Raw genomic sequence first — 22,173 nt, 5'->3', positions numbered from 1 at the left:
GTTAAAGAAAAGGATCGTACTAAAAAGGCTTCACAAGCACGCTAATTGGATTTAGAAATCTAACCTAAGCCTATGTACTAATTGATTTGTTAAAGTCTATTATGGTGGGATACAGGATGATTTGAATGGGATAAAATCCCCGTTAATAGTAACAATAGATAATTGCTACCATTAACAGGTAGTTTAATTATTCTGAGGTGATCTGAGATTTGATCAATGTATGAAAGTCAGTGGAATAAGGAGGTAACATTCCCCACTCTCTACGAATATCATTATTCGGTGCATAGAAAACAGTTTTTAGGTGACTAAATGCCAAAAACCCTTCTTTACCGTGATAGTGACCCATACCTGATTCACCAGTACCACCAAACGGCGCATCATGCAATGCAGCATGCATTAAGGCATCATTGATGGTTACACCACCTGCGCGAACATCTTCCAGAACTTGCTTCTGCTCTTGTTGATCCTCACCAAAGTAATATAGAGCAAGTGGATTTGGGCGTGAATTGATATCCGTGAGAACATCATTAAAGTTTTCATAAGTTTTGATAACTAATGCTAAACCAAAAATCTCTTCATTCATGATCAAAATGTCAGACGGTGGGTTGATCACTAACGTTAATGGCATTCTTCGGCCAGTAGCATCACGTTCATCATGGCTCAGCTCAATCTGAACCCCTTGGCTTAACGCTTGCTCAATATAGTGGTGAATGCGTTCATAATGAGAGGCATTAATAATCGGTACCAAATCCGGGTTGTTAATCACCGTCGGATAGCAACGTTTGAACTCGGCTTTAATTTCTGCAACAACCGTATCTAAAGCATCAGATGGCACATAAACAATATCAGGACTGATACATATTTGCCCCCCATTAGTACCTTTGGCGATGGCAAGTTTCTGGCTAGCCTCTTTCAAGTTCGCTGATGAGCTGATGATAGCTGGGGATTTACCACCCAACTCGAGTGTCACTGGTGTTAAGTTTTCCGCTGCCGCAGCCATGACTTTTTTACCTACGCTAGGAGAGCCTGTGAAAACTATGTGATCAAATGGCGTGGCACAAAACGCTTTACTGACTTCGCTGTCGCCGGTGATCACACTAACCCAATTAGGATCAATATTGGTTTGGAGCAGTTCTGCAAGCACCTCAGCAGTACGTGGTGTCAATTCTGATGGCTTAAGAATGACACGATTTCCCGCTCCAACGGCACACGCTAATGGACTAAGAAGGGTATAAAGTGGGGCATTCCAAGTACCCATAATACCAATTACACCTTTGGGTTGATAGAGCACTTCAGCCTGAGCGCCAAGCTGTTCATATGGCGCAATCATGGATCTTTGTTCTGGCTTAAGCCATTGCTCTAGGTTATCTCTTGTATGCTTGAGAGAGCCAAGCGAACCTAGAATATCATTCATCATAGAAAAGGTTTGACTGCGGCCACCAAAATCAGCCTCCATCGCTTCTATGAGTGGTTGGTAATGATCGACGAGCAGTTGAATGACTTGCTGGATAATATCACGTCGCTCTTGAGCTGAACTGGTCTTGAACGCTTTATAAGCCGATACCTGTTGTTCGAAAGTACGGCTAAGGTGAGCAAAATTGTCTGACATCCATTTCTTCCTTATGTTTTGCTTAAGCACATCGATAAATCGTTAGACTGGATACGACGATGTTATCGATGTGCCCTTTATATTTATGAGTTAGCGCTATATTTTTGCTGCCACTTTCCATGCCGTGGAGAGCGCGCCTTCGATGTAGTCAAGAGATCCACAGTCACCAATTTGATGGACGGTATAGGTATCCGAAATATGGTTTGCTAATGTACTGTCGGTTTCTGCGCCTGAAGCGAGGATGACAGAGCCTGCGGGCAACGTTTGGATTTCCTCATTGCCTGCAAATGAAAAGTGGACTTGATTGGACGTGATCTCTTGAATAGAAACTTGGTTGTGCATTGTCACACCAAGCTTCTCGACTTCGTGCAACACTCGCCAGCGGCGAACAATTGACAGCTCTCTGCCTAATGTTTCACCTGGCTCTAATACCGTTACTTTTCGACCTCTCTGAGCAAGAAACTCCGCCAGTTCCAGACCAACCAGACCGCCACCGATAATACAAACGTTATCTGCTAGGGGCATCCAAAGATGGGAGAGCTTTCTTGTGGCTTCAACTGAGCCCGTAATACCACTCAATTGACCACTTTTGAGCAGGGTTCTTTGGAATAGATTGAACTTCTCTTTTCCAACATTACTGCCACCACTGGTCATCACTTTACGCAGCTCATCACCACTCCAGACATGCTTTTGTTCTACGCCTTTTATCTCAGGTTTACCTCTCAATGCTCCGGTCGCGACCACGACTTCGTCGGGCATTAGATCGGCTAATACAGATGGCGTCGCTTTGGTATTGAGCTTAACCGTGATCATTGGGTGGTCGATTTGCTGGTACAGGTAATCAAGCAGTTTGTTGTTCTCTGGGTACACCATTGAGGCGAAAAATAGCGTGCCGCCTAGACGTTTTTCTTGCTCAAGCAAGGTGACTTTGTGGCCACGTCTGGCGATTTGGCTCGCCGCCTCCATTCCGCCCGGACCACCGCCAATAATAACAACGTGTTTCTGACGTTCAGGGATGGAAAGAGGGTAGTGTTCTTCTTGCCCCATGGCTGGATTGACAGCACATTTAACACGTTGATTAATAAAAATTTGGCTTACACAAGTATAGCAGTAGATACAAGGACGAATGCTCTGAGGATTATTCGCCATTAGCTTGTTTGGCAGCTCTGGATCGGCGAGCAGTTTTCTTCCCATTGCGACAAAATCACACTGACCCTTTTCAATCGCTCGGTTGGCGACTTCAGGCTCCAAACGGCCGACGGCGATGACTGGAATCACTAGTTGTTTCGCAACCTCTGTCGCCCAATCTAAAAATCCAGCAGGCTTATGGACCAATGGTGCTTCAGTAAAGGCATCACCACTGGTTGTTGTGGCATATGCAGAGATACTGACCGCGTCCACACCAAGTTTTTCTGACAGTTTGGCAACGCGTAGGCAATCATTGAGATCGATGCCATCAGGCGTTCGCATTTCGCATGCGTCAAGGCGTAACCAAACGGGGTAATCACTACCAACCCTTTGACGAACTGAGGCGATGATTTCGCGTAACAGGCGAGTTCGATTCTCGAAACTGCCGCCGTATTCATCGGTTCGTTTATTGTAATATCTAGATAAGAAGCCAGCGATGATATAGCTGTGTGCGGCGTGTATTTCTACACCGTCAAATCCCGCTCTTTTCGCACGATCCGCCGCGTCAGCAAACCAGGTGATCATCTGTTCAATATCTTTATGATCCATGACGCGAATTTTGACATTGCCCCCTTTAGGGCGGACAAACGATGCCAGTTCTTCTTTTGATAGCGCGGCCATCATGGCCATAGATGCTTTAGGTGGTATCGACGGCACCCAAAGTTCTCGCCCTTCGGCGATGTCTCGAACGGCGGTTTTACCAGCATGCTGTAGCTGAATGGCGACTTTTGCACCGTGCTTGTGCACGCGTTCAGTTAGCTGCTTTAGGCCGGGAAGAAATTCGTCGGATGAAAGCCCGACTTGATAAGGTTCTGCAGTGCCTGCGGGGTAGGCTATTGCGCCCACACCCATGGTGATCAATCCCGCGCCACCTTTTGCTCGTGCTTCGTAATAAGCTTGAATACGCTCACCACAATGGCCATCTGATTCAGCAAGATTTGTTCCCATCGGTGCAGATACAATGCGATTGCGCACCGTCATTGAACCGATCTTTCCGGGTTTTAGAAGATGCTCATAGCTACTCATATTACTGTCCTTGTTCGATTAACAGCCGTGAAGAAAATCTAAACAGGTGCGGTTAAACAGAGCAGTGTGCTCGACTTGAACCCAATGGCCGCATTGGTTTAGTAAAATGAATTTTGCTTCAGGCACATTGTCGAGAAACTTAAATACACCGGATGGCGGATTAAAGAGGTCATTGCTACCCCAAAAGCCAAGTACGGGACACGCCAACTTGTGCAGATCTTTTGTCATGTTTGGCACCATCATGGTTGAAAACAGTTGACTTGGTTGGGTAACAGCGACAGCAACACGCTCGCGCAGAATGTCGTCTGTCAGTTGTGACGAGTCATGAAGTTGCAGGCTCATCACTTCTCGCATTTCGTGGATTCCCATTGGCCCTTGGTTGTATGTGGCCACCATTTTTTGGATGCCTTCCATCTCAAAATACGTTTCGCGCTCTTCCACCCCACCAGGCGCCATTAGGATCAGTTTATTGACCGTTGAAGGGTACTGTAACGCTTGGCCAAGCGCGATCGCGCCGCCTAAAGAATTCCCTAATAAGGTACATGGCGAGAGACGTAAGGTTTCGATGATTTCATTGAGTACGCTGACAAAGAAGTCGAGGTTATAGTGCACATCACTAGGCTTATCTGAGCGACCAAAACCGGGAAGGTCGAGGACAATATTACGAAAGCCCTGCTGGGTAAATTCAGGATAGTTGCCTTTAAAGTTACTGTATCCGGATGCGCCTGGTCCACTGCCATGTAGCCAAATCACCACGTCGCCTTCGCCTTCGTCTAGGTAGTGTACCGTGAGTCCATTTTGCAATGTTAGATAATGCTGCTCAGGCAAATTTAGCTCCAAATTAGACATTGCTTTCTCCTTGTTGTTGTTATGCCTTTCAGTCGCAATGACTGTCATCTTGCCATCGTCCTTTGTTTGGCCTGATTTTACATCGTCCGTTTAGACCAGATAGACTTTTGCGCTATAGACGCTGATTAGTCCCGTTGGACGATGTTGAGAGATAAGATATTTATCAACATAGGCTTGGTTCAATTTTTTATAAAAAATTGAGGGATATTGAATGGCAGGTCGGCGCTATTAATTAATAAGAATAAACACCGTCAGTTTTTGCTAGGGTTGATGATTCAACTGCTCCGACTCGTCACTCAATTTCATGGAATGAATCCTTTGAATACAACAGGAAGTAATATGACAGACACAATGAGTCCGAAGGTGAGTGGCACCTATGACCAAGTAGCAGACGTCATTTTACCTGTTCCTCGCAGTGAGACACAGGCAAAAATGGATCGTCGAGCGAAAGCGGCGATGTTAATAAAACCGTCTGATCATTACACGTTGGCCGATCGGTTTGAACAACAAGTAAGCCAAATCGCTGAGCGTCCATTCTTGATTTATGACCATCACTCATGGAGCTACCGCGAGGTTGATCGTCAGGCAAACAAAATCGCACATGTTGCACATGAAAAAGGGTTAAAAGCTGGCGATGTATGTGCCATGGCCATTGAGAACCGTCCCGAATTCTTTTTTGTTTGGCTTGGTCTCGCCAAAATCGGTGTGACCGTTGCTTTCATTAATACCCAAATTCATGGCATGCCATTGGTGCATGCCATTGATGCGTGTCAACCAAGTATGGTGATTGTTGGAGAAGAGTGCGCGCCACTGTTTGCCCAAACCATGGATGAATTTGCTGATTTTGCCCAGCTACCGCTTTATTTATTACCGGACCAAGAAAAACCCGCTGATGAGCGCATTCATGCTCGATTTGATTTAGGTTTTGTCCATGCGTTGCAGGCCGCTAGCGCAGAACCGTTTGATAAGGCAGTTCGTTCATCGGTAACGGCGGAAACGCCATCACTACTGATTTTTACCTCAGGAACGACGGGATTACCTAAAGCGGCGATCTACAGCCACATGCGTTGGATGACCTCTGGTGATGTGATGCAAGTGACGTTAGATGCCAAAGAAGATGACACTTTTTATTGTTTTCTTCCTCTTTATCACGGCGCTGCCGCTACATCAGTCACTTCTACCGCACTAGCTGCTGGGTCGGCGATTGTATTACGACGTAAATTCAGTTCGAGCTCGTTCTGGTGTGACATAAAACAACATCAGGTTACCGTTGTTCAATATATTGGCGAAATCTGTCGTTATTTGTTGAATTACGATGACAATAGCAATCAGGCTTTGGGCAATCGTGACCATAAAGTGCGCGCGATGTTAGGGGCTGGATTGACGGCTGAATCATGGCAACGTTGGTTGGATAAATTTGGCTCAATGGACATTTACGAAGGCTGGGGTTCAACCGAAGCCAATACGAACCTGATCAACTTAGACAACTATATTGGCTCATGTGGACGGGTGCCGGATAATACGAAAACCAACTTTTTGTTGGTGAAATACGATGTTGAAGCGGATCAATACGTTAAAGATAGCAACGGATTTTGCATCCCATGTGAGCCGGGAGAAGTTGGTGAAGCGCTCGGCATGATCATTAATCATCCAGAGATTGGTGCGGGGCGATTTGAAGGTTATGTGTCTGCAGAGGCTACGGAGCAAAAAATTGTCCGAAATGTGCTTGCAGATAATGATGCTTATTGGCGCTCGGGTGACTTACTTCGTTATGATGACGATGGCTACTACTATTTTGTCGACCGAATTGGCGATACGTTCCGCTGGAAAAGTGAAAATGTGTCGACCCAAGAAGTTGCCACTGAACTGGCGGATTTTAAAGGTGCTGAAACGATCAATATCTATGGTGTACAAGTGCCAAATCATGAAGGTCGTGCAGGTATGGCCGCGGTAGTAATGCAAGAGGGGGCGATTTTTGACCCAGCGGCATTTTATCAGCTCACTGAGGAACGATTACCGCGTTATGCGGCACCACAATTTGTTCGTGTCTGTGGGGCAGCAGACATCACCACCACATTTAAGCTGCGTAAAGTGGATCTGCAACGACAAGGTTATGACCCAGAGGAGTGTCAAGACCCGTTGTATGTGCGCAATGAGAAAACGGCGACTTATGAACCGTACTCACTCGACGTACTTAAAGCAGTGGGGTATCCACCATTTCACCAAATTGAACAGGGATAAGGAAGTATAACAATGGGATTAAAAGGAACCGCAGCAATCGTTGGCGCGGCGCAGTATAAGCCTGAGAAATATCAAACTGCTCCGCAAATGTTTCACTTGGAGCAGGTGGCTGATCTTAGCCGTCGAGCGGTGCTTGATGCTGGGCTGAGTATGAAAGATGTCGATGGCCTTGTGCTACATGGCCCGCAATTTCATGAAGCGTCCATTTTTGTACCAGCGATGGCGGCAGAATACCTCGGGGTAGAAGTTAACTTTGCTGAAGTGGTGGATCTTGGTGGCTGTTCTTCGGTTGGGATGATCTGGCGCGCCGCTGCGGCCATTGAAATGGGCCTATGCCAAGCGGTTTTGTGTGTTATTCCTGCTCGCATGGCACCATTTGCTCCGGGTGAAGATTTAAGCTGGATGGCCGAGGCGATGCGCTACGGTGGTCATTCGACGGCGTTTGGTGCCCCTGAAGCGGAATTTGATCTGCCTTATGGCCACGTTGGCCAGAATACCGGCTATGCAATGATCGCCCAACGTTACGCCGCGAAATATGGTTATGATAAGCAAGCGATGGCTAAAATCGCGGTCGATCAACGATTTAACGCGCAGTATCATCCAGATGCCATCTTCAACGGACAAACGCTTACTGCTGAAGACGTACTAGCGAGTAAAGTGGTCGCCGATCCGCTTCATGTGCTTGAAATTGTGATGCCAGTTGCCGGTGGTGCTGCGGTATTGGTGACATCGAAAGAGTTGGCCACACGTGCGCGACACCGCCCTGCGTTTGTGAAAGGTTTTGGTGAACGCTTGTCCTATAAATCCCCCTCTTACAGTGAAGAGATGACAGTGACACCGCTAGAGCGAGCCGCGAAACAAGCCTTTACCATGGCTGGCGTGAAGCCAGAAGATATGAATGCGGCGCAGCTTTATGACTGCTACACCATTACCACGTTGCTCTCACTAGAAGACGCGGGGTTCTGCGGCAAAGGGGAGGGGATGTCGTTTGTTAAAGAACATAACTTGACGTTTAAAGGTGATTTTCCGCTGAACACCCATGGTGGTCAGTTAAGCTTCGGTCAATCGGGGGCGGCCGGTGGCATGTCGCAAGTGATAGAAGCCTTTCACCAAATCGCTGGCCGTGCAGATCAAAGGCAGTTGGCGAAATGTGACCAAATTTTTGTCAGTGGCACAGGTGGCGTGATGAGTGAGCAGGGCGCCCTGATCTTGCAAGGAGCATAAATCGATGAATCATACTAAACCAATGCCGTTAGCAACGGCGATTTCAACGCCTTTTTGGCAATCGCTAAAAGATGGTGTTGTTCGTATTCAACAATGCCAAGACTGTCAAGGCTGGGTCTTTTATCCACGCCACCATTGTTCACACTGCCTTAGTGACCAGTTGGAGTGGAAAGAGGTATCGGGAGAAGCGACGTTGTATAGCTTTACCATCGCTCGAGTGCCAACCATGGCTGAGTTTGCTAGCGATAAGCCGCAAGTGCTGGCGGTCGCTCAACTCAAAGAAGGTGTACAGATCAACACAACGATAGTGGGTGTTGAAGAAGCGGATCTAGCCGTTGGCATGCCGTTAAAGCCCGTTTTTGAAGAGGTGGATGCAGAAGGCACAACGCTGCTGCAATTCACGGCGAAGGAGGTTGACTTTGATAAGATCACTTACCAGAGCCCGCTTGAGTGCTTAAGTAAAAACGATCGTGGCCAGGTGAAAATTGGTGTCGAGAATACCGCCGCGATCAGCGCATTACCGTCGTTAGGCTTTACGCCTTGGAGTAACCAGATTACCGTCGATCAAGCACTTATTGATGATTTTGCTAAGCTATCGGGTGATGATTATTGGTTGCATACCGATCCAGAGCGAGCGGAGAAAGAGAGTCCATTTGGCTCTACGATTGCTCACGGTGCACTTGTTCAAGTACTTCAGTCAAGATTTGATTTAGCACTTCCGTATGAAATTACCGGTTTTAGCACCATGATGAATTACGGCTCTGATCGCTTACGTTTTCCTGCCCCGGTGCCCGTTGATTCCGTGTTGCATGCGCGTGCGCGAGTGAAGTCTGCGACTCAAAGTCCAAAAGGCACTCAGCTGACGCTGGAAGTGATGACTCATGTAGTGGGTAATGAACGCCCATCAGTGATTAACGAGTTGGTGATTATTTATCGTTAGTGGCAGCGACAAATTTAGAAGTAGAGAGAAGGGCCCGAATGTAAATTCAGGCCCTTTTGCTTTTTGATGATGGACGTCGTTCATGAACAGACAAGTCGCGCTAAGTGATGTGGTTACATATTATTTATGCAGCCTTATTGATATGAGATTGATTTTTTTTTGCTATGTTTAATCTAGGTGCTTAATCAAGCATTTTTCGAGGCAAGGAATAAAATGCCATATTGATATTTATGAGTGAGCGACGGTGGAGGAGATTCGAGTCACGGCTCACGATTCATGATGGGATCATGAAAGGGGAAATCAGATGGGAAACACCAAAGTATTTGAACCACTAAAAAAAGTGGCGCTGGCGGCGTTATTCTTTTCTCTCTTTGGTTGCGGGGGAGGTGGTGATGGGGAGGTACAGTCGAGCTCGGATACCACACCGCCAGTGATCTCTGTTATGGGTGATAATCCTGCGATGGTAGAGCAAGGGGAAACCTATAGTGATGCAGGAGCTACGGCTGACGATGCCGTTGACGGTTCAGTTACGGTAACAACAACAGGGGATGTTGATACTAGTAAAGTGGGCACTTATACCATTACTTATGTGGCAACAGATGCGGCTGGAAATGAAGCTTCTGCGAGTAGAACGGTAAAAGTACAAGCGGCAGTCACTAAGTCAGATACGACACCTCCGGTGATCACGGTACTGGGGGATAACCCAACGAAGATAAGCCAAGGTCAAACGTACAATGACGCAGGCGCAACAGCGGATGATGATGTCGATGGCTCTGTTGACGTAATAACAATTGGGAATGTCGATACTAATATCAAGGGTGATTACTCCGTGACTTACGAAGCGATGGACTCATCTGGTAACCAAGCGACCGCTACACGAACTGTAACGGTTGTTCAACCGCAAGACGCATTTGTATCTATCGAACAGGGGCTTTCGAGCATTTCGATGCTAGAAGGTGATGAAAAAATCATCGCGTTTGTCGTTAAGTTTATTGATGGCAATGCCGCAGAGTATGGCGTGCAGCTGGAACAATCGGTCACACCGGCAAGCGGTGTCTCCTATACCAGTAACTACCCTAATGGGGGATGGCTTGCCGCAGAAGATAACTCATGGGTCGTCAACGTGACATTGAATGCCGTAACCGCAGGTGAGTATACGTTCACCAGTGTGGTGAATTTGGTAGAAACAGGACAAACAATGACATTGTCGTTGCCAATTACGGTTACTGATACCGCGTCTCGAAGCTCAATGAAGTTAAGTACCCCTGGAACTGATAAAGATGCCATTACGCTCGGGCAAACTGAAGAGCTGATTGTCAGTGCCAAAGTAACACGTACCGCCACTGCTCCAGAGACTCTAACACTTGAACAAGTCGATGAGGCTGGGACTGGCGTTATTGCGACGCTCGGCTCACTGCGTGATGACGGTATCGCACCAGACATTGTGGCTAGGGATTTGGTTTACACCGGTTTGCACACCGTTTCTAAAAACAGTATCGGTGAACTTTATTACCGCGTTACCAATGGCGAGATCAAATCAGGAGTTCATACGCTTAGTGTTACTCAATTACCCACTTCAGTTGCTCCGTCAGATTTCAGTGCTCTTATTACCGATGAGAGTGGCAACCAAATCTTTAGTAACGAATTGTTGGTCAAGTTTGTAGATGTAACTAGCGAAGATCGTATACAGGAAATCGTCGCGTCAGAGAACGGTACAATTGTTGGTACGGTATTGAGTCTAGGGATTTACCAACTCCAAGTTGAAACCAATAATTCGTTATCTCGTTTAGAGCAAGTGATTGAATCTCTTCAAACATACACTGAAGTGGACTATGTCGAATACTCAGTGCTTGCGAGCATTGATTCTTATCCGAATGACAGTGAGTTTTTGAATCAATCCAATATGACCACAATACGTGCCGATAAGGCGTGGTATATCTCTTCTGGCGACACCCTTGTTGGTGTGGTGGATACTGGCATTGACTATACACACGCCGATTTAGACAGCAAAATTATTAAAGGAATCGATTCTGTCTCCGGTGATGATGATCCTATGGATGAAAATGGCCATGGCACCCACGTTGCGGGACTGATCGGGGCGGAATCAAACAATAGTGATGGTATCGCTAGTGTTGCTTGGAACAGTAAAATTTTGGCAGTTCGAGGTCTAGGCGGAAGTTACGCGGCACTGGTCTCTGCGATTCGCTATTCTGCGGACAGGGGCACTAAAGTAGTAAATATTAGTGGCGGTGGTTATGTCGATTCGGTCTCGCTAAATCGCGTGATTGACTATGCGTCGAATAAAGGGGCCTTAATCGTATCCACAGCCGGTAATGATGCGTCGAATAAGAGAAAGTACCCTTGTTATTATGAACAAACACTGTGCGTAGGAAACGCAACAGATCTTGATGAGAGAGCATCTTTAAGTAACTTTGGGACATGGGTTGATATTGCGGCACCGGGCGAAAATGCGCGTTCTACTCAGCTTGGCGGTGGTACGTCGATAAAATCGGGCACTAGTATGGCTGCGCCTTTGGTGTCGGGTTCTGCCGCGGTGATATGGACTCAACACCCTGAATGGGAACCAAAGCAAATTAGGGAGCGGTTGCTCAGGTCTGGTAAATCGGTTGACGCAGCACTGTTGATTGGTACAAGTCGCGTTGACCTTTTTGAGGCGGTGTTTAATGGTGGTTTTGAGATTGGGGACTTGGCTGAATGGGAAACTAGTGGTACCGCGAGTAGCATTACTGAACTGGGTAGTCTACGTCCACCTTCAGGGAATCGAATGGCGTTGTTGAGTACTGGTCCAGAAGAAGATCAAGCGGAAACAACCTTGCTCAAGTCATTTGTTATTCAGCCGGGCGTTACAGAGTTAACGCTTGAGTTGACTTACAATTTCCTTACCGAAGAGTATCCGGAATTTTTAGGCTCTCCATTTGATGACATATTGCTTATCACATTGACATTGCCCGATGGCACGCAACAAGAGTTAGCCCGTGATAGTGTGAATGACTCTGAGTTTACGCTCATTGACGGCATTGATTTTCCAGGAGGGGATGACACTGTGGGGCACATAGGGTTTAAGAACGTCAGCTTAACCATACCGGTGACACAAGGGCAAGGTGAGTACCGAATCAATATTTCAGACAGTGAAGATGATCTGTACGATTCCGTGTTGTTGATTGACGATATCGTCGTTAAGTAGTCAGCGTTTCAACTCGAATTGTCAACAGACAGTAGGCAGAGTGTATTTAGCTCTGCTTGCTGTCTGTTGCTAGCAAAAGAAGATAGTTGTTAGTATTAAATCAGTTCGTCTGCTTGTTGTTTGACTTTAAATTTGTCGAAGTACTTTTTGGTTAGATGCGGGACGAGTAAGCGCAGTGGCATTCTTTTCAAATGCCCTCTTAGGTAGAGGAATGTTTCTGCCAACCCATGTCCTGACTTTCTGTGAGGTGGAAATGAGCGGGTAAAAATGGCAAAGAAACAGAAATCCAATACAGTGAGATACAACCAATTGGGTCTGAACTGAGCATAGTGATCAATCACCGTGGTAGGAATTTGAGAGCAATAAATTTGCTGACTGTAACGTAACGCTAAGTAGATCGATGATTCGTTACCAATCGTACGACCAAGTTCGATGAGATCATCCCAAAATGACGCTTCTACAGAATAATGATTGATCAACAGAGCAATGTCGTAAAGATCTCTTAGCCCTTTGGCATATTCACTTTCGTAGAACAGATGAATGGCACTATGGGCGAGCATTGCATGTGGGGTGAGTACTTTTTGATTGGGGTCATCGCTAAACGGAAGTGATTGTTCGAATAAATGTTTATTATTAATGGACTCTTTTAATGTCTTCGGCAGGATATTGAAATGTACATCCAGTTCTACTTGGCGATAAATATGTCGTAATGGCGGGATCTCTTGCGACCAATTGCGGTAGAATTTTTCATCGTAACTATTCACCGGAGCAGGCATCCAGCCATGAGATCTTAGTGCGGCTTCGACCTGTGGTAAGTCTTCCTCCTGCACAAGAACATCAATATCGCTCATCATTCTTCCTGAGAAGTTACTCATGTTATTTAAGTGGTAGGCGCTGCCTTTCAAATAGATCCAATTGATGTTGAGTGGAGAGAGCGCATGAGCAATTTCGTCAGTTTCAACCGCCAATTTTCTGCGCTGGTTGTCGTAAAATAGTGTGGCAGTATCGAGCTGTTGGCGAAATTTTTTAGGTAGACGAGACCATACTCCACGTGTATTACAATGATACTTAAGCTGTCCCAACATATTAAAATATCGAGCTTCAGCTACGATATTCGATAATGTTGCCGGCGAGACTTCGATTAACTGTTCAGGCTGAACTAATACATCAACTAGCTTTATCACAACGGTTTTCTGCCTCCAAGTAATGGCTTAGTGCTTGCTCACAATCTTGAAAATTACTGTACTCTACATAGAGATTTTCACAGGTGTTGATAAGTTTTTTTGCACATTGAAACCCATTGTTATTCAACAATCCGAAGTTAAAACAGTTTTGGATTAGTTCAGTTAATGCAACTGCCGAGTCCATACGTTCTATATATAAAGGTTCATCTGGGTTAAAATTCACCATGACAATTAAGCTTGGCTTCGCGGTCTCTTGCGCCCGTATTGAGCTTGAAAGAGGAGGCTTCACTAAGCAAATGGAACCTTTATGTGTATCAACAGCAATGTCACTAAAATGGTCATCACTAAAATAGGGTTTGATGACGTCAATGGATTGGTTCTTTAGGCTGATGGGTCTGGCAAGGGCGTGTATAGCCAAGCTTTCGGTATGCACTAATGCTAATTCATCCGAGAGTAAACGCCAACCTTGGGAAGCTAAATAGGCACAGAGGGTACTTTTCCCTGATCCAGAAGGTGCTGAAATAATAATGCCTTTACCGTTCTTTTCTAATGAAGCTGCATGGATGATCAAGTGTTGATGAGCTTGGGTCGAAATAACCCAGTTCATTCCCCATTCAAGCAGTGCGTGGGCTTGAGAAAGGGGGAGTGGTTTAAAGGGAGCCAGATGATTAAAATAAAACGCAACTTGTGGTTTAAAAAAACGACGATACCAACAACCATGTTTGATTGCGATATAGTAATCAACATATGTTTGTGAAGAAGGCTCTTTTAAGTTGGAGCGATAGTGCGTGCAAAGGTAGTCATGGATGGTAGAAACGTTAGATTCAATCTGAAAAGTAAACTCCCCCACTTGAAGTAGGTATAATCGATTCTTAAGGAACATTAATGGACTCACTCCTTGAGCAAAATTATCCTCATTGATATCAGTTTTACGATGATATCATTAATCCATTGAGTTTCGTGTTGGCTAATTTTAACTTTAGATGGATTATTTTGTTTCTGTACTAAATCTACTAGCAAACGGAGTGCTTTTCTTTCACATAATAAGGTTTCACATGTGAATGGACTAAAAATCACCACGTTATGTTCGCTAGTAAACACGCTATCTTTCAAGCAAAACGCTGGATTTATTTCGATATTGTCTGCTTGATGTAAATTTTTAAGTAAATGATTTATTATCAAACGTTATCCCACCTATTAAGACGAGTCGTTACGTCAAGCATCGCTTGCGAATATTTTGTCCCACTTGTTTCCTGTAATTGTTTTGTTTCAATATCCCAAAGGATGGTGTTAACGGAACGAAACAGCGCTTCTTTGAATACTTTTTGAACGTAGGTCTCATCGCCAACGTAGTTTATCGGAGAAGGGTGAAATAAACCGTTGAGAAAACCAGCTGTGACGCAGCAATGGAAGTTTGGAACGCCATTGAGCACATCAATATTTACTTTCTGCTTACTTTCAATATTCTCGAACTCTAACCAGAAGCTTGTGTCAGATCTCATTAGGCATTGCAATAATGCGGGGTTTTCTGTGTCAGGGTTCACTCGGTAGCGCCAGGTTTTGCTCATCCGAGGTTGTATCTTATAGGAGCTGAGATTGTGGGGGAACAATTCATGAAACGGAGTAGTGGCGTAATATCCTTGCTTCTCCAGTTCTTGATTTACTATCTCATTGTCACCGATGAAGGTGTTAATCCAGTATAACGGGCTTTTGGCCTGAGTCTGACAGTTATGGGGGTGGGAAGCATTACCGGACAATTGCGAAACGATACTACATTGATCGCTATAGAGGCCTCCTCCCCAAGCAACAGGGCTTTTTACGGATAATAAAATCGGTGAAGTAACCGCAGCTGAACGAATGAATCGTCTTCGTGAAAAGCGCGACGTTGCAGCTGCATTTTGATCGTCGCTCCGTTGAATGTTAGTAATGTTGTCACCATCTGGCATTGTTTTTGGTTTCTCTTTGTTATCCATAACTTTCACCGATTTGAAATCTCAGAAGTCTTTATTTTTTAGCTACAACAGAGTGATTGTAGTCTACTTATTGCATTTGTTCCCGAAAACTCAAGTCAAAACAACAATTCAACCTTTAGTCTTAATGGACGATGAGAGATTTCCATAACCTTTCGATAATTGCCAGTGTGTAATAATCAGAGGACGAGAATATGGATATCAAGGCGCTCGGGTATTTTGTAGCCCAGACCGATGACTTGAATAAGTGGCAACACTATGCAGAGCAAGTATTGGGCATGTCTACCCACCCAGCCCCAAGTGGCGGCCTATACGTAAAAATGGATGAGCGTCCATTTCGTATGCTCATTATTGAAGGAAGCGAGAATCGTTATATCGCTTCAGGTTGGGAGCTGGCTTCTAAAGGCGCATTCGATGCCGCCCTTGAAAAGCTCACCGAGCATCAGGTGCCATGGGAGCTAGCCGACAACGAGCAATGTACGCAACGTGGTGTGCAACAGCTAGTGACATTTAACGACCCTGCTGGCAACACTCATGAAGTGTACTGGGGATTCCTATCAGGTTGCGAACCGCTTGTTTCTCCTCAGGGCGTCCCTCGTTTTCTTACCGATGAAATGGGGCTTGGCCATACCGTTCTTCCTGCTCCTAATTTTGACGAAACGCACCAGTTCTTAACCGAAGTGATGGGTTTCCAACTTTCCGATATTTTCAATTTCCGTCCAGCAGAAGACGCGCCAAGTGCTCGCATTTACTTTATGCACTGTAATAATCCTCGTCACCACAGCCTTGCAATCTGCGAGTTTCCTGTGCCATCGGGCTGTGTACACACCATGGTTGAAGTGGATTCCATGTCGGAAGTGGGGCGAGCGAATGACCGCCGTATTGAACATGGTGTCCAGCTATCAGCGACGCTGGGTCAGCATCTGAATGACAAAATGACCTCTTTTTACATGCAGACGCCTTCAGGTTTCGATATGGAATTTGGCTACGGCGGCCTACAGGTCGATTGGGATAATCACAGTGCCTTTGAATTTACTCGTGTCAGCCTATGGGGACACGATTTTTCGGTCGGACAGGAGAAATAAGATGAATAAGGAAATGACCATTGAGCAGATGGTGAACTCCCTCGAAGATGGGATGACGATCGGAATCGGGGGGTGGGGGCCTCGCCGTAAACCAATGGCGTTGATTCGCGCCATTTTAAACTCAGACGTGAAAGACCTTACCGTTGTCGCTTATGGCGGTGCGGACGTCGGCATGTTGTGTGCTGCAGGGAAAGTGAAAAAACTCATTTTTGCCTTCGTTTCTCTTGATTTCATCCCACTTGAGCCTTTCTTCCGCCAAGCGCGCCAAAAAGGTGAATTAGAAGTGATGGAAATTGATGAAGGGATGATGTTGCTCGGGTTACGGGCTGCTGCTTGGGGGTGCCCTTATATCCCAACAGCCTTGGGTTTAGGCACCGATGTGGTTTCGGTGAACCCTGATTTGAAGCGCGTTGACAGCCCTTATGATGGCAAAGAGTGGGTGGCAATGCCGGCTCTGAAACTGGATGTTGCGCTCGTGCACGTCGACAAAGCCGATCGACGAGGTGTTTGCCAAATCAAGGGACCAGATCATTACATGGATGATTGGTTTGCTCGTGCGGCAGATAAGACATTTGTCAGCTGTGAAGCGCTCGTTGAATCGGACGCGTTCTACAGCGCAGAAGAATCACGTTATGTGCTTTGGGAGCGCTGTCATACCACGGGTGTTGTTGAGGTGGCTGGAGGGGCTCATCCAACGTCTTGCGCGCCATTGTACGGCTTTGATACCGCGCACTTTAAAGAGTATGCCGGATTCGCCCGTGAAGGTGGATTCGAAGGCTACTACGCCAAGTTTATTGAGCATCAAAATGAGCAAGGCTATCAGGAAAAAGTGGGTGGTTTGGATGCCATTCGACAGTTAGCACTACCTGTTTACTAGAGGATGATACGATGACAGTTGCAAAAGACTACAGCCTTGCCGAGTTAATGATCTGTGCCGGTGCAGAAGCCTTTCGCCATGATGGAGAAGTGCTCGCAACCGGGATCGGTGTGATCCCGCGTCTTGCTGCCAGCCTGGCAATGAAGACAAGCAACCCTGATTTGATGATGACAGACTCAGAGGCATTCCTGCTATCTGAGCCGAATCCAATTGGTCAACGCAGCGAGCAGTTTATCCAGAAAAATGAAACTTGGATGGGATTTTCGCGCATTTTTGACAACGTGTGGAGCAAAAAGCGACACGCCATGGTCGGGCCAACCCAAATTGACCAGTTTGGTCAGGCGAATATTTCTGCATTGGGCAGCGATTACCAGCGTCCAAAAGTGCAAATGTTGGGTGTGCGTGGCTTTCCAGGAAACTCGATTTGTCATGCGAACTCATTTTTCGTTCCTGATCACAATAGCCGTGTGTTCGTCAGCGGTGAATGCGACATGGTGGCGTCAATTGGTAAAAACCCAGCGCGACTACCTAAAGGTTACTCGCTGGATGATATCGACCTGCGCTTGGTTATCACCAACCTTGCCGTAATGGACTGGCAAGGACCTAACAACCAGCTGCGTGTGCTCAGTGTGCACCCAGGTGTATCGGTGGATGACGTGGTTGCCAACACGGGCTTTGAGATCTTTGTGCCGGATGTTGTCAGTGTGACTCCTGCGCCAACGATTGAGCAACTGGAGATCATTCGTCAGTTAGATCCGCATAATATTCGTGCTCGACAATTAAAAGACAATCCTCCTGGCGTTCGTGTATCTGAGGCTGCTGAAAAGGAGAGCGTGGTATGAGCGAAGAAACAATTTTGATTGACGACGTGGTTGAATACCAAGTTCGTAGTGGTATCGCGGTCGTCACGATGGCAAGACCGCAATACAACAACGCGCAGAATGGTCAAATGACTTATGCCTTGGATAATGCTTTTAAGCGTGCTTGTGATGACGACGATGTTAAAGCCATTGTTCTGTGTGGCGCAGGTAAGCACTTTTCCGCCGGTCACGATATAGGCTCTCCGGGCCGCGATGTGGATCAGAGCTTTGATCGTACAAGCCTTTGGTATGACCATACCAATAAGCCTGGGGGCGAGTTCCAATACGCCCGTGAGCAGGAAGCGTATTTAGGCATGTGCCGCCGTTGGAGAGAAATGCCGAAGCCAACCATTGCAATGGTGAATGGTGCCTGTATTGCAGGCGGCTTGATGCTGGCCTGGGTGTGCGACCTTATCGTTTGTTCGGAAGACAGTTTCTTTCAAGATCCTGTGGTACGAATGGGGATTCCTGGCGTGGAATATTTTGCTCACGTGTTTGAGATGAACCCACGTGTCGCGAAAGAGTTTCTGTTCTTGGGTGAGCGAATGAGCGCACAGCGCGCTTATGAGCTTGGCATGGTGAATCGCGTTGTTGCAAGAGAAGACCTTGAAGCAGAAACGTTCAAAATGGCGGAAAAAATCGCCGAGATGCCAAGACTTGGCCTGCAACTGACCAAGCAAGTCGTCAATACCATTGAAGATATCATGGGCAAACGCACCTCGATGGACATGGCGTTTGGTTTTCACCACTTTGCTCATGCTCACAACCAGTTGATTTCTGGTGACAAGCTGTCGGGATTTGATGCAAAAGCGATGGCAAAAGCCAACAAGCAGCAACACGCTGAATCTGAGAAAGTGAGGTAGGCGCATGTTACAGACAGAGCTCACCCAAAAACTCGGTTGTCGATACCCAATTGTGCAGACGGCAATGGGATGGGTGTCGGATTCAAACCTAGTGATTGCCACCACAAATGCAGGCGGCTTTGGCTTTCTGGCTGGTGCAACCATTAACCCAGATGACTTGGAAGATGAGATTAAGCGTGTCATCTCTCACACCGGCAGCCGAAACTTTGGCCTCAATTTCCATATGTTTCAGGAAAATGCTGCGCAATGTGTCGACTTGGCCATTGAATACCAACTGAAAGCGATCAGTTACGGTCGTGGTCCTGATAAAGAAACCATTGCGCGTTTGAAAGCTGCCGGGGTGCTATGTATCCCAACCGTCGGTGCAGTAAAACATGCGGTGAGCGCGGTGAAACTCGGTGCCGATATGATCACCATTCAAGGCGCAGAAGGGGGCGGTCATACTGGTGGTGTTCCATCTTCTATTTTGCTTCCTCAAGTGTTGGATGCGGTTGATGTGCCAGTGATTGCTGCTGGCGGTTTTTCTACGGGGCGTGGTTTGGCATCGGCGCTGGGTGCTGGCGCCTGTGGTATCGCGATGGGCACCCGCTTTTTGATGACCACGGACTCGCCAACACCGAGTGCGACGCTGGAGCGTTATCTCAACGTCAGAGACCCGCAACAAATTCAAGTCACCACTGCGGTGGACGGACTTAGACACCGAATGATTGCCACTTCCCTGATTAGAAAGCTTGAAAAATCGAGTGCAATGGGACGTCTTCTGATTGCCCTTAAAAGTGCATGGGAATGGAAGAAGCAAACCAACATGACATTCCTGCATATGCTGAGTGTGTTTTTTAAAGCGTTAAAAGAAGATCCAGCAGAGCTGTCACAAACCGTTATGGCGGCGAATCAGCCAGTGTTGTTACAACACTCGATGGTTGATGGTCACCCTGATCAAGGTATTTTACCAAGTGGGCAGGTTGCCGCGGCGATTGATGAACTGGTTTCTGCTGAGCAGCTTATTCACGGCATTGCTGAAGAAGCGGAGCAGTGTTTAAACCGCTTGTATCAGGAGAATGCCAACCATTTTATCTATATGCACAAGGAAGTGAGTTAGATGACACAACGAAATAATCAAATCGATGCGTTTAGCATCGTTATCGACAATGGTATCGCAGAGCTTGTTATTGAAAAGCCGCCAGTGAATGCCCTGGACAGCCATGAATGGCTTGCGTTAGCTCAAGCGATTGACCAGCTTGGCAATGAGGAGCAGGTTAAAGTGATTGTGATTCGATCACAAGGACGTGGTTTTTGTGCCGGTGTTGATATTAAGGAGCTGGATCAGTACCCAGAGCGTATTGTTCAAGTGAATGCGGGTAACTACGCCACGTTTAAAGCGGTGCATCGTAGCCCGGTTCCGGTGATCGTCGCGGTGCACGGTTATGTGCTTGGCGGTGGCATTGGTATTACTGGTGCGGCTGATATTGTCATCGCTTCGGAATGTGCCACTTTTGCCCTGCCTGAAGTTGATCGCGGTGCGATGGGCGGTGGCGCGCATCTACAACGCCTATTCCCAGTACAAAAAGTGCGTTACATGTTCTTTACTGGCGAAACGGTGACCGCACAAGAGGCGGATCGTTATGGCTTTATTGAGCGTATCGTTCCTCATTCTCAGTTAAGAGAAACCGCGTTAGAGATCGCAAGCAAGATCGCAGCGAAAAGCCCGGCGATGATACGCATCGCAAAAGAGGCACTGAACGGTATCGAAGATGGTGATTTAGAAGCTAAATACCGCTGGGAACAAGGATTTACACTGGAAGCTTACACTCGTCCAGATTCAGCAGAAACACGACGCGCGTTTGTTGAAAAACGTGAAGCGCGTTTCGATGTGTAATGGAGGACATAAACCACCATGGAACTAATTTTTAATGATAAACAACGAGCTTTTCGCGACGAAGTACGCCAGTGGCTCGCTGAAAATGTACCTCGTGAGCCATTAGCCAGCTACGACACCAAAGAAGGCTTTGAACAGCATCGTGCGTGGGAGAAAAAACTGTCTGACGCGCGCCTTTCTATGGTGATGTGGCCTGAAGAGCTCGGTGGTCGCGGTTGTGACCTGATTGATTGGCTGATATTCGAAGAGGAGTATTACGGTGCAGGCGCGCCAATGCGTGTTAACCAAAATGGCCAGTTACTGCTTGGCTCAACGTTGATTGATTTTGGCACCGAAGCGCAAAAGCAGCAATTTCTGCCTCGCATGGCATCGAGCGAAGACATGTGGGCTCAAGCGTGGTCTGAGCCTAATGCAGGCTCTGATATGGCGGCCATCACCAGCAAAGCAGTTCGTGACGGTGACGAATACGTTATTAATGGCCAGAAGACCTGGTCAACTCGAGCCATTTTTGCCGACTGGTGTTTTGGCCTGTTTCGCAGTGAACCAGACTCGACACGCCACCATGGCCTGTCTTATATCATGGTGAAATTGGACACGCCGGGTGTGACTATCCGTCCAATCAAGGCACTGAACGGCAAAGAGGCGTTTGCGGAAATCTTTTTTGACAACGTACGTGTGCCGGTTGAAAACCGCATCGGTGACGAAGGTCAAGGCTGGAAGGTAGCGATGGCGACCGCGGGCTTTGAACGTGGATTGTTGCTGCGTTCACCCGCTCGATTCCAGCAGACGGCTCGCGAGCTGATCAAATTGTTTCACGAAAACAAGCAGCATGCTGAGCAAAATCCACAACTTGCCGTGGAAGTCGCCAACGCGTGGTCGGATGCACAAGCTTACGCTTTATCGGCGTACTACACAGTGGGGCGACTCAGTAAAGGCGAAAAAATCGGCGCCGAATCCAGCGTAAACAAAATCTTTTGGTCAGAGTTGGATTTAAAAATGCATGAGCTGGCGATGGAAATTCTCGGTGCGAGAGGCGAACTGATAGGAGAACAAAGTTCGAAATGGCTAGAAGGCTTCCTCTTTTCTCATGCGGGTCCTATCTACGCAGGAACGAACGAAATTCAACGCAACATCATTGCCGAGCGTATGCTTGCGCTACCAAAAAGTTGAGGTGAG

At 46.8% G+C, this 22,173-nt stretch carries 17 protein-coding genes; 11 read left to right on the top strand and 6 right to left on the bottom strand.

Features of this window, described 5'->3' with window-relative positions; all coding sequences use genetic code 11:
* Positions 1–187: 187 nt before the first annotated feature.
* The 3 genes from AK965_RS09825 to AK965_RS09815 all read right to left on the bottom strand — a co-directional run bounded on the left by AK965_RS09825 (position 188) and on the right by AK965_RS09815 (position 4,672).
* On the bottom strand, positions 188–1,609 hold the full coding sequence (locus tag AK965_RS09825) for a coniferyl aldehyde dehydrogenase (RefSeq protein WP_099079432.1): 1,422 nt from the start codon (positions 1,607–1,609) through the stop codon (positions 188–190).
* 96 nt (positions 1,610–1,705) lie between these two features.
* On the bottom strand, positions 1,706–3,823 hold the full coding sequence (locus AK965_RS09820) for an FAD-dependent oxidoreductase (RefSeq protein WP_099079431.1): 2,118 nt from the start codon (positions 3,821–3,823) through the stop codon (positions 1,706–1,708).
* Positions 3,824–3,841: 18 nt separating this feature from the next.
* On the bottom strand, positions 3,842–4,672 hold the full coding sequence (locus AK965_RS09815) for an alpha/beta fold hydrolase (protein ID WP_099079430.1): 831 nt from the start codon (positions 4,670–4,672) through the stop codon (positions 3,842–3,844).
* 339 nt (positions 4,673–5,011) lie between these two features.
* On the opposite strand from AK965_RS09815, the gene AK965_RS09810 reads away from it, so the two are divergent.
* From AK965_RS09810 to AK965_RS09795, 4 genes are all read left to right on the top strand, one after another.
* On the top strand, positions 5,012–6,913 hold the full coding sequence (locus tag AK965_RS09810; RefSeq protein ID WP_099079429.1) for a long-chain-acyl-CoA synthetase: 1,902 nt from the start codon (positions 5,012–5,014) through the stop codon (positions 6,911–6,913).
* A 12-nt stretch (positions 6,914–6,925) separates the two neighbouring features.
* The gene (locus AK965_RS09805; protein WP_099079428.1) at positions 6,926–8,137 is read left to right on the top strand and encodes a thiolase family protein; all 1,212 of its coding nucleotides are present in this window, start codon (positions 6,926–6,928) and stop codon (positions 8,135–8,137) included.
* Positions 8,138–8,141: 4 nt separating this feature from the next.
* A complete protein-coding gene (locus AK965_RS09800) occupies positions 8,142–9,077 on the top strand; it encodes an OB-fold domain-containing protein (RefSeq protein ID WP_099079427.1) in 936 nt (311 codons plus the stop codon).
* 304 nt (positions 9,078–9,381) lie between these two features.
* Positions 9,382–12,282, top strand: a complete 2,901-nt coding sequence (locus AK965_RS09795; protein ID WP_099079426.1) for a S8 family serine peptidase — start codon at positions 9,382–9,384, stop codon at positions 12,280–12,282.
* A gap of 95 nt (positions 12,283–12,377) precedes the next feature.
* Here AK965_RS09795 and AK965_RS09790 read toward each other — a convergent pair whose 3' ends face one another.
* From AK965_RS09790 to AK965_RS09775, 3 genes are all read right to left on the bottom strand, one after another.
* Positions 12,378–13,466, bottom strand: a complete 1,089-nt coding sequence (locus tag AK965_RS09790) for a nucleotidyltransferase family protein (RefSeq protein WP_099079425.1) — start codon at positions 13,464–13,466, stop codon at positions 12,378–12,380.
* Complete coding sequence (locus AK965_RS09785) at positions 13,450–14,349, bottom strand: HprK-related kinase A (RefSeq protein WP_099079424.1); 900 nt, start codon at positions 14,347–14,349, stop codon at positions 13,450–13,452. The genes AK965_RS09790 and AK965_RS09785 overlap by 17 nt, the downstream gene beginning before the upstream one ends.
* Positions 14,350–14,644: 295 nt before the next feature.
* Positions 14,645–15,439 (bottom strand): hypothetical protein, encoded by a 795-nt coding sequence (locus tag AK965_RS09775; RefSeq protein ID WP_099079422.1) that lies wholly within the window; start codon positions 15,437–15,439, stop codon positions 14,645–14,647.
* A gap of 191 nt (positions 15,440–15,630) precedes the next feature.
* Between AK965_RS09775 and AK965_RS09770 the strand changes: the two genes are divergently transcribed.
* Genes AK965_RS09770 through AK965_RS09740 form a run of 7 tightly spaced genes read left to right on the top strand, consistent with a single transcriptional unit; the run spans position 15,631 to position 22,167 of the window.
* Positions 15,631–16,521, top strand: a complete 891-nt coding sequence (locus AK965_RS09770) for a VOC family protein (protein WP_099079421.1) — start codon at positions 15,631–15,633, stop codon at positions 16,519–16,521.
* Position 16,522: 1 nt separating this feature from the next.
* On the top strand, positions 16,523–17,398 hold the full coding sequence (locus AK965_RS09765) for a CoA transferase subunit A (RefSeq protein ID WP_099079420.1): 876 nt from the start codon (positions 16,523–16,525) through the stop codon (positions 17,396–17,398).
* 11 nt (positions 17,399–17,409) lie between these two features.
* Entirely contained in the window at positions 17,410–18,240 is an 831-nt protein-coding gene (locus tag AK965_RS09760; protein WP_099079419.1) for a CoA-transferase subunit beta, read from the top strand.
* Complete coding sequence (locus tag AK965_RS09755) at positions 18,237–19,121, top strand: enoyl-CoA hydratase (RefSeq protein ID WP_099079418.1); 885 nt, start codon at positions 18,237–18,239, stop codon at positions 19,119–19,121. The genes AK965_RS09760 and AK965_RS09755 overlap by 4 nt, the downstream gene beginning before the upstream one ends.
* Before the next feature lie 4 nt (positions 19,122–19,125).
* Positions 19,126–20,220: a nitronate monooxygenase family protein gene (locus AK965_RS09750; protein WP_099079417.1), complete on the top strand. Its 1,095-nt coding sequence runs from the start codon at positions 19,126–19,128 to the stop codon at positions 20,218–20,220.
* Complete coding sequence (locus tag AK965_RS09745; protein ID WP_099079416.1) at positions 20,221–20,997, top strand: enoyl-CoA hydratase family protein; 777 nt, start codon at positions 20,221–20,223, stop codon at positions 20,995–20,997.
* Positions 20,998–21,015: 18 nt separating this feature from the next.
* The gene (locus tag AK965_RS09740) at positions 21,016–22,167 is read left to right on the top strand and encodes an acyl-CoA dehydrogenase family protein (RefSeq protein ID WP_099079415.1); all 1,152 of its coding nucleotides are present in this window, start codon (positions 21,016–21,018) and stop codon (positions 22,165–22,167) included.
* Positions 22,168–22,173: the final 6 nt, after the last annotated feature.

The sequence above is a fragment of the Vibrio sp. PID17_43 genome (assembly GCF_002608565.1).
Lineage (GTDB): Bacteria > Pseudomonadota > Gammaproteobacteria > Enterobacterales > Vibrionaceae > Vibrio.
The sequence above is the reverse complement of the archived record's forward strand: the minus strand, read 5'-3'. Positions and strand labels throughout refer to the sequence as shown.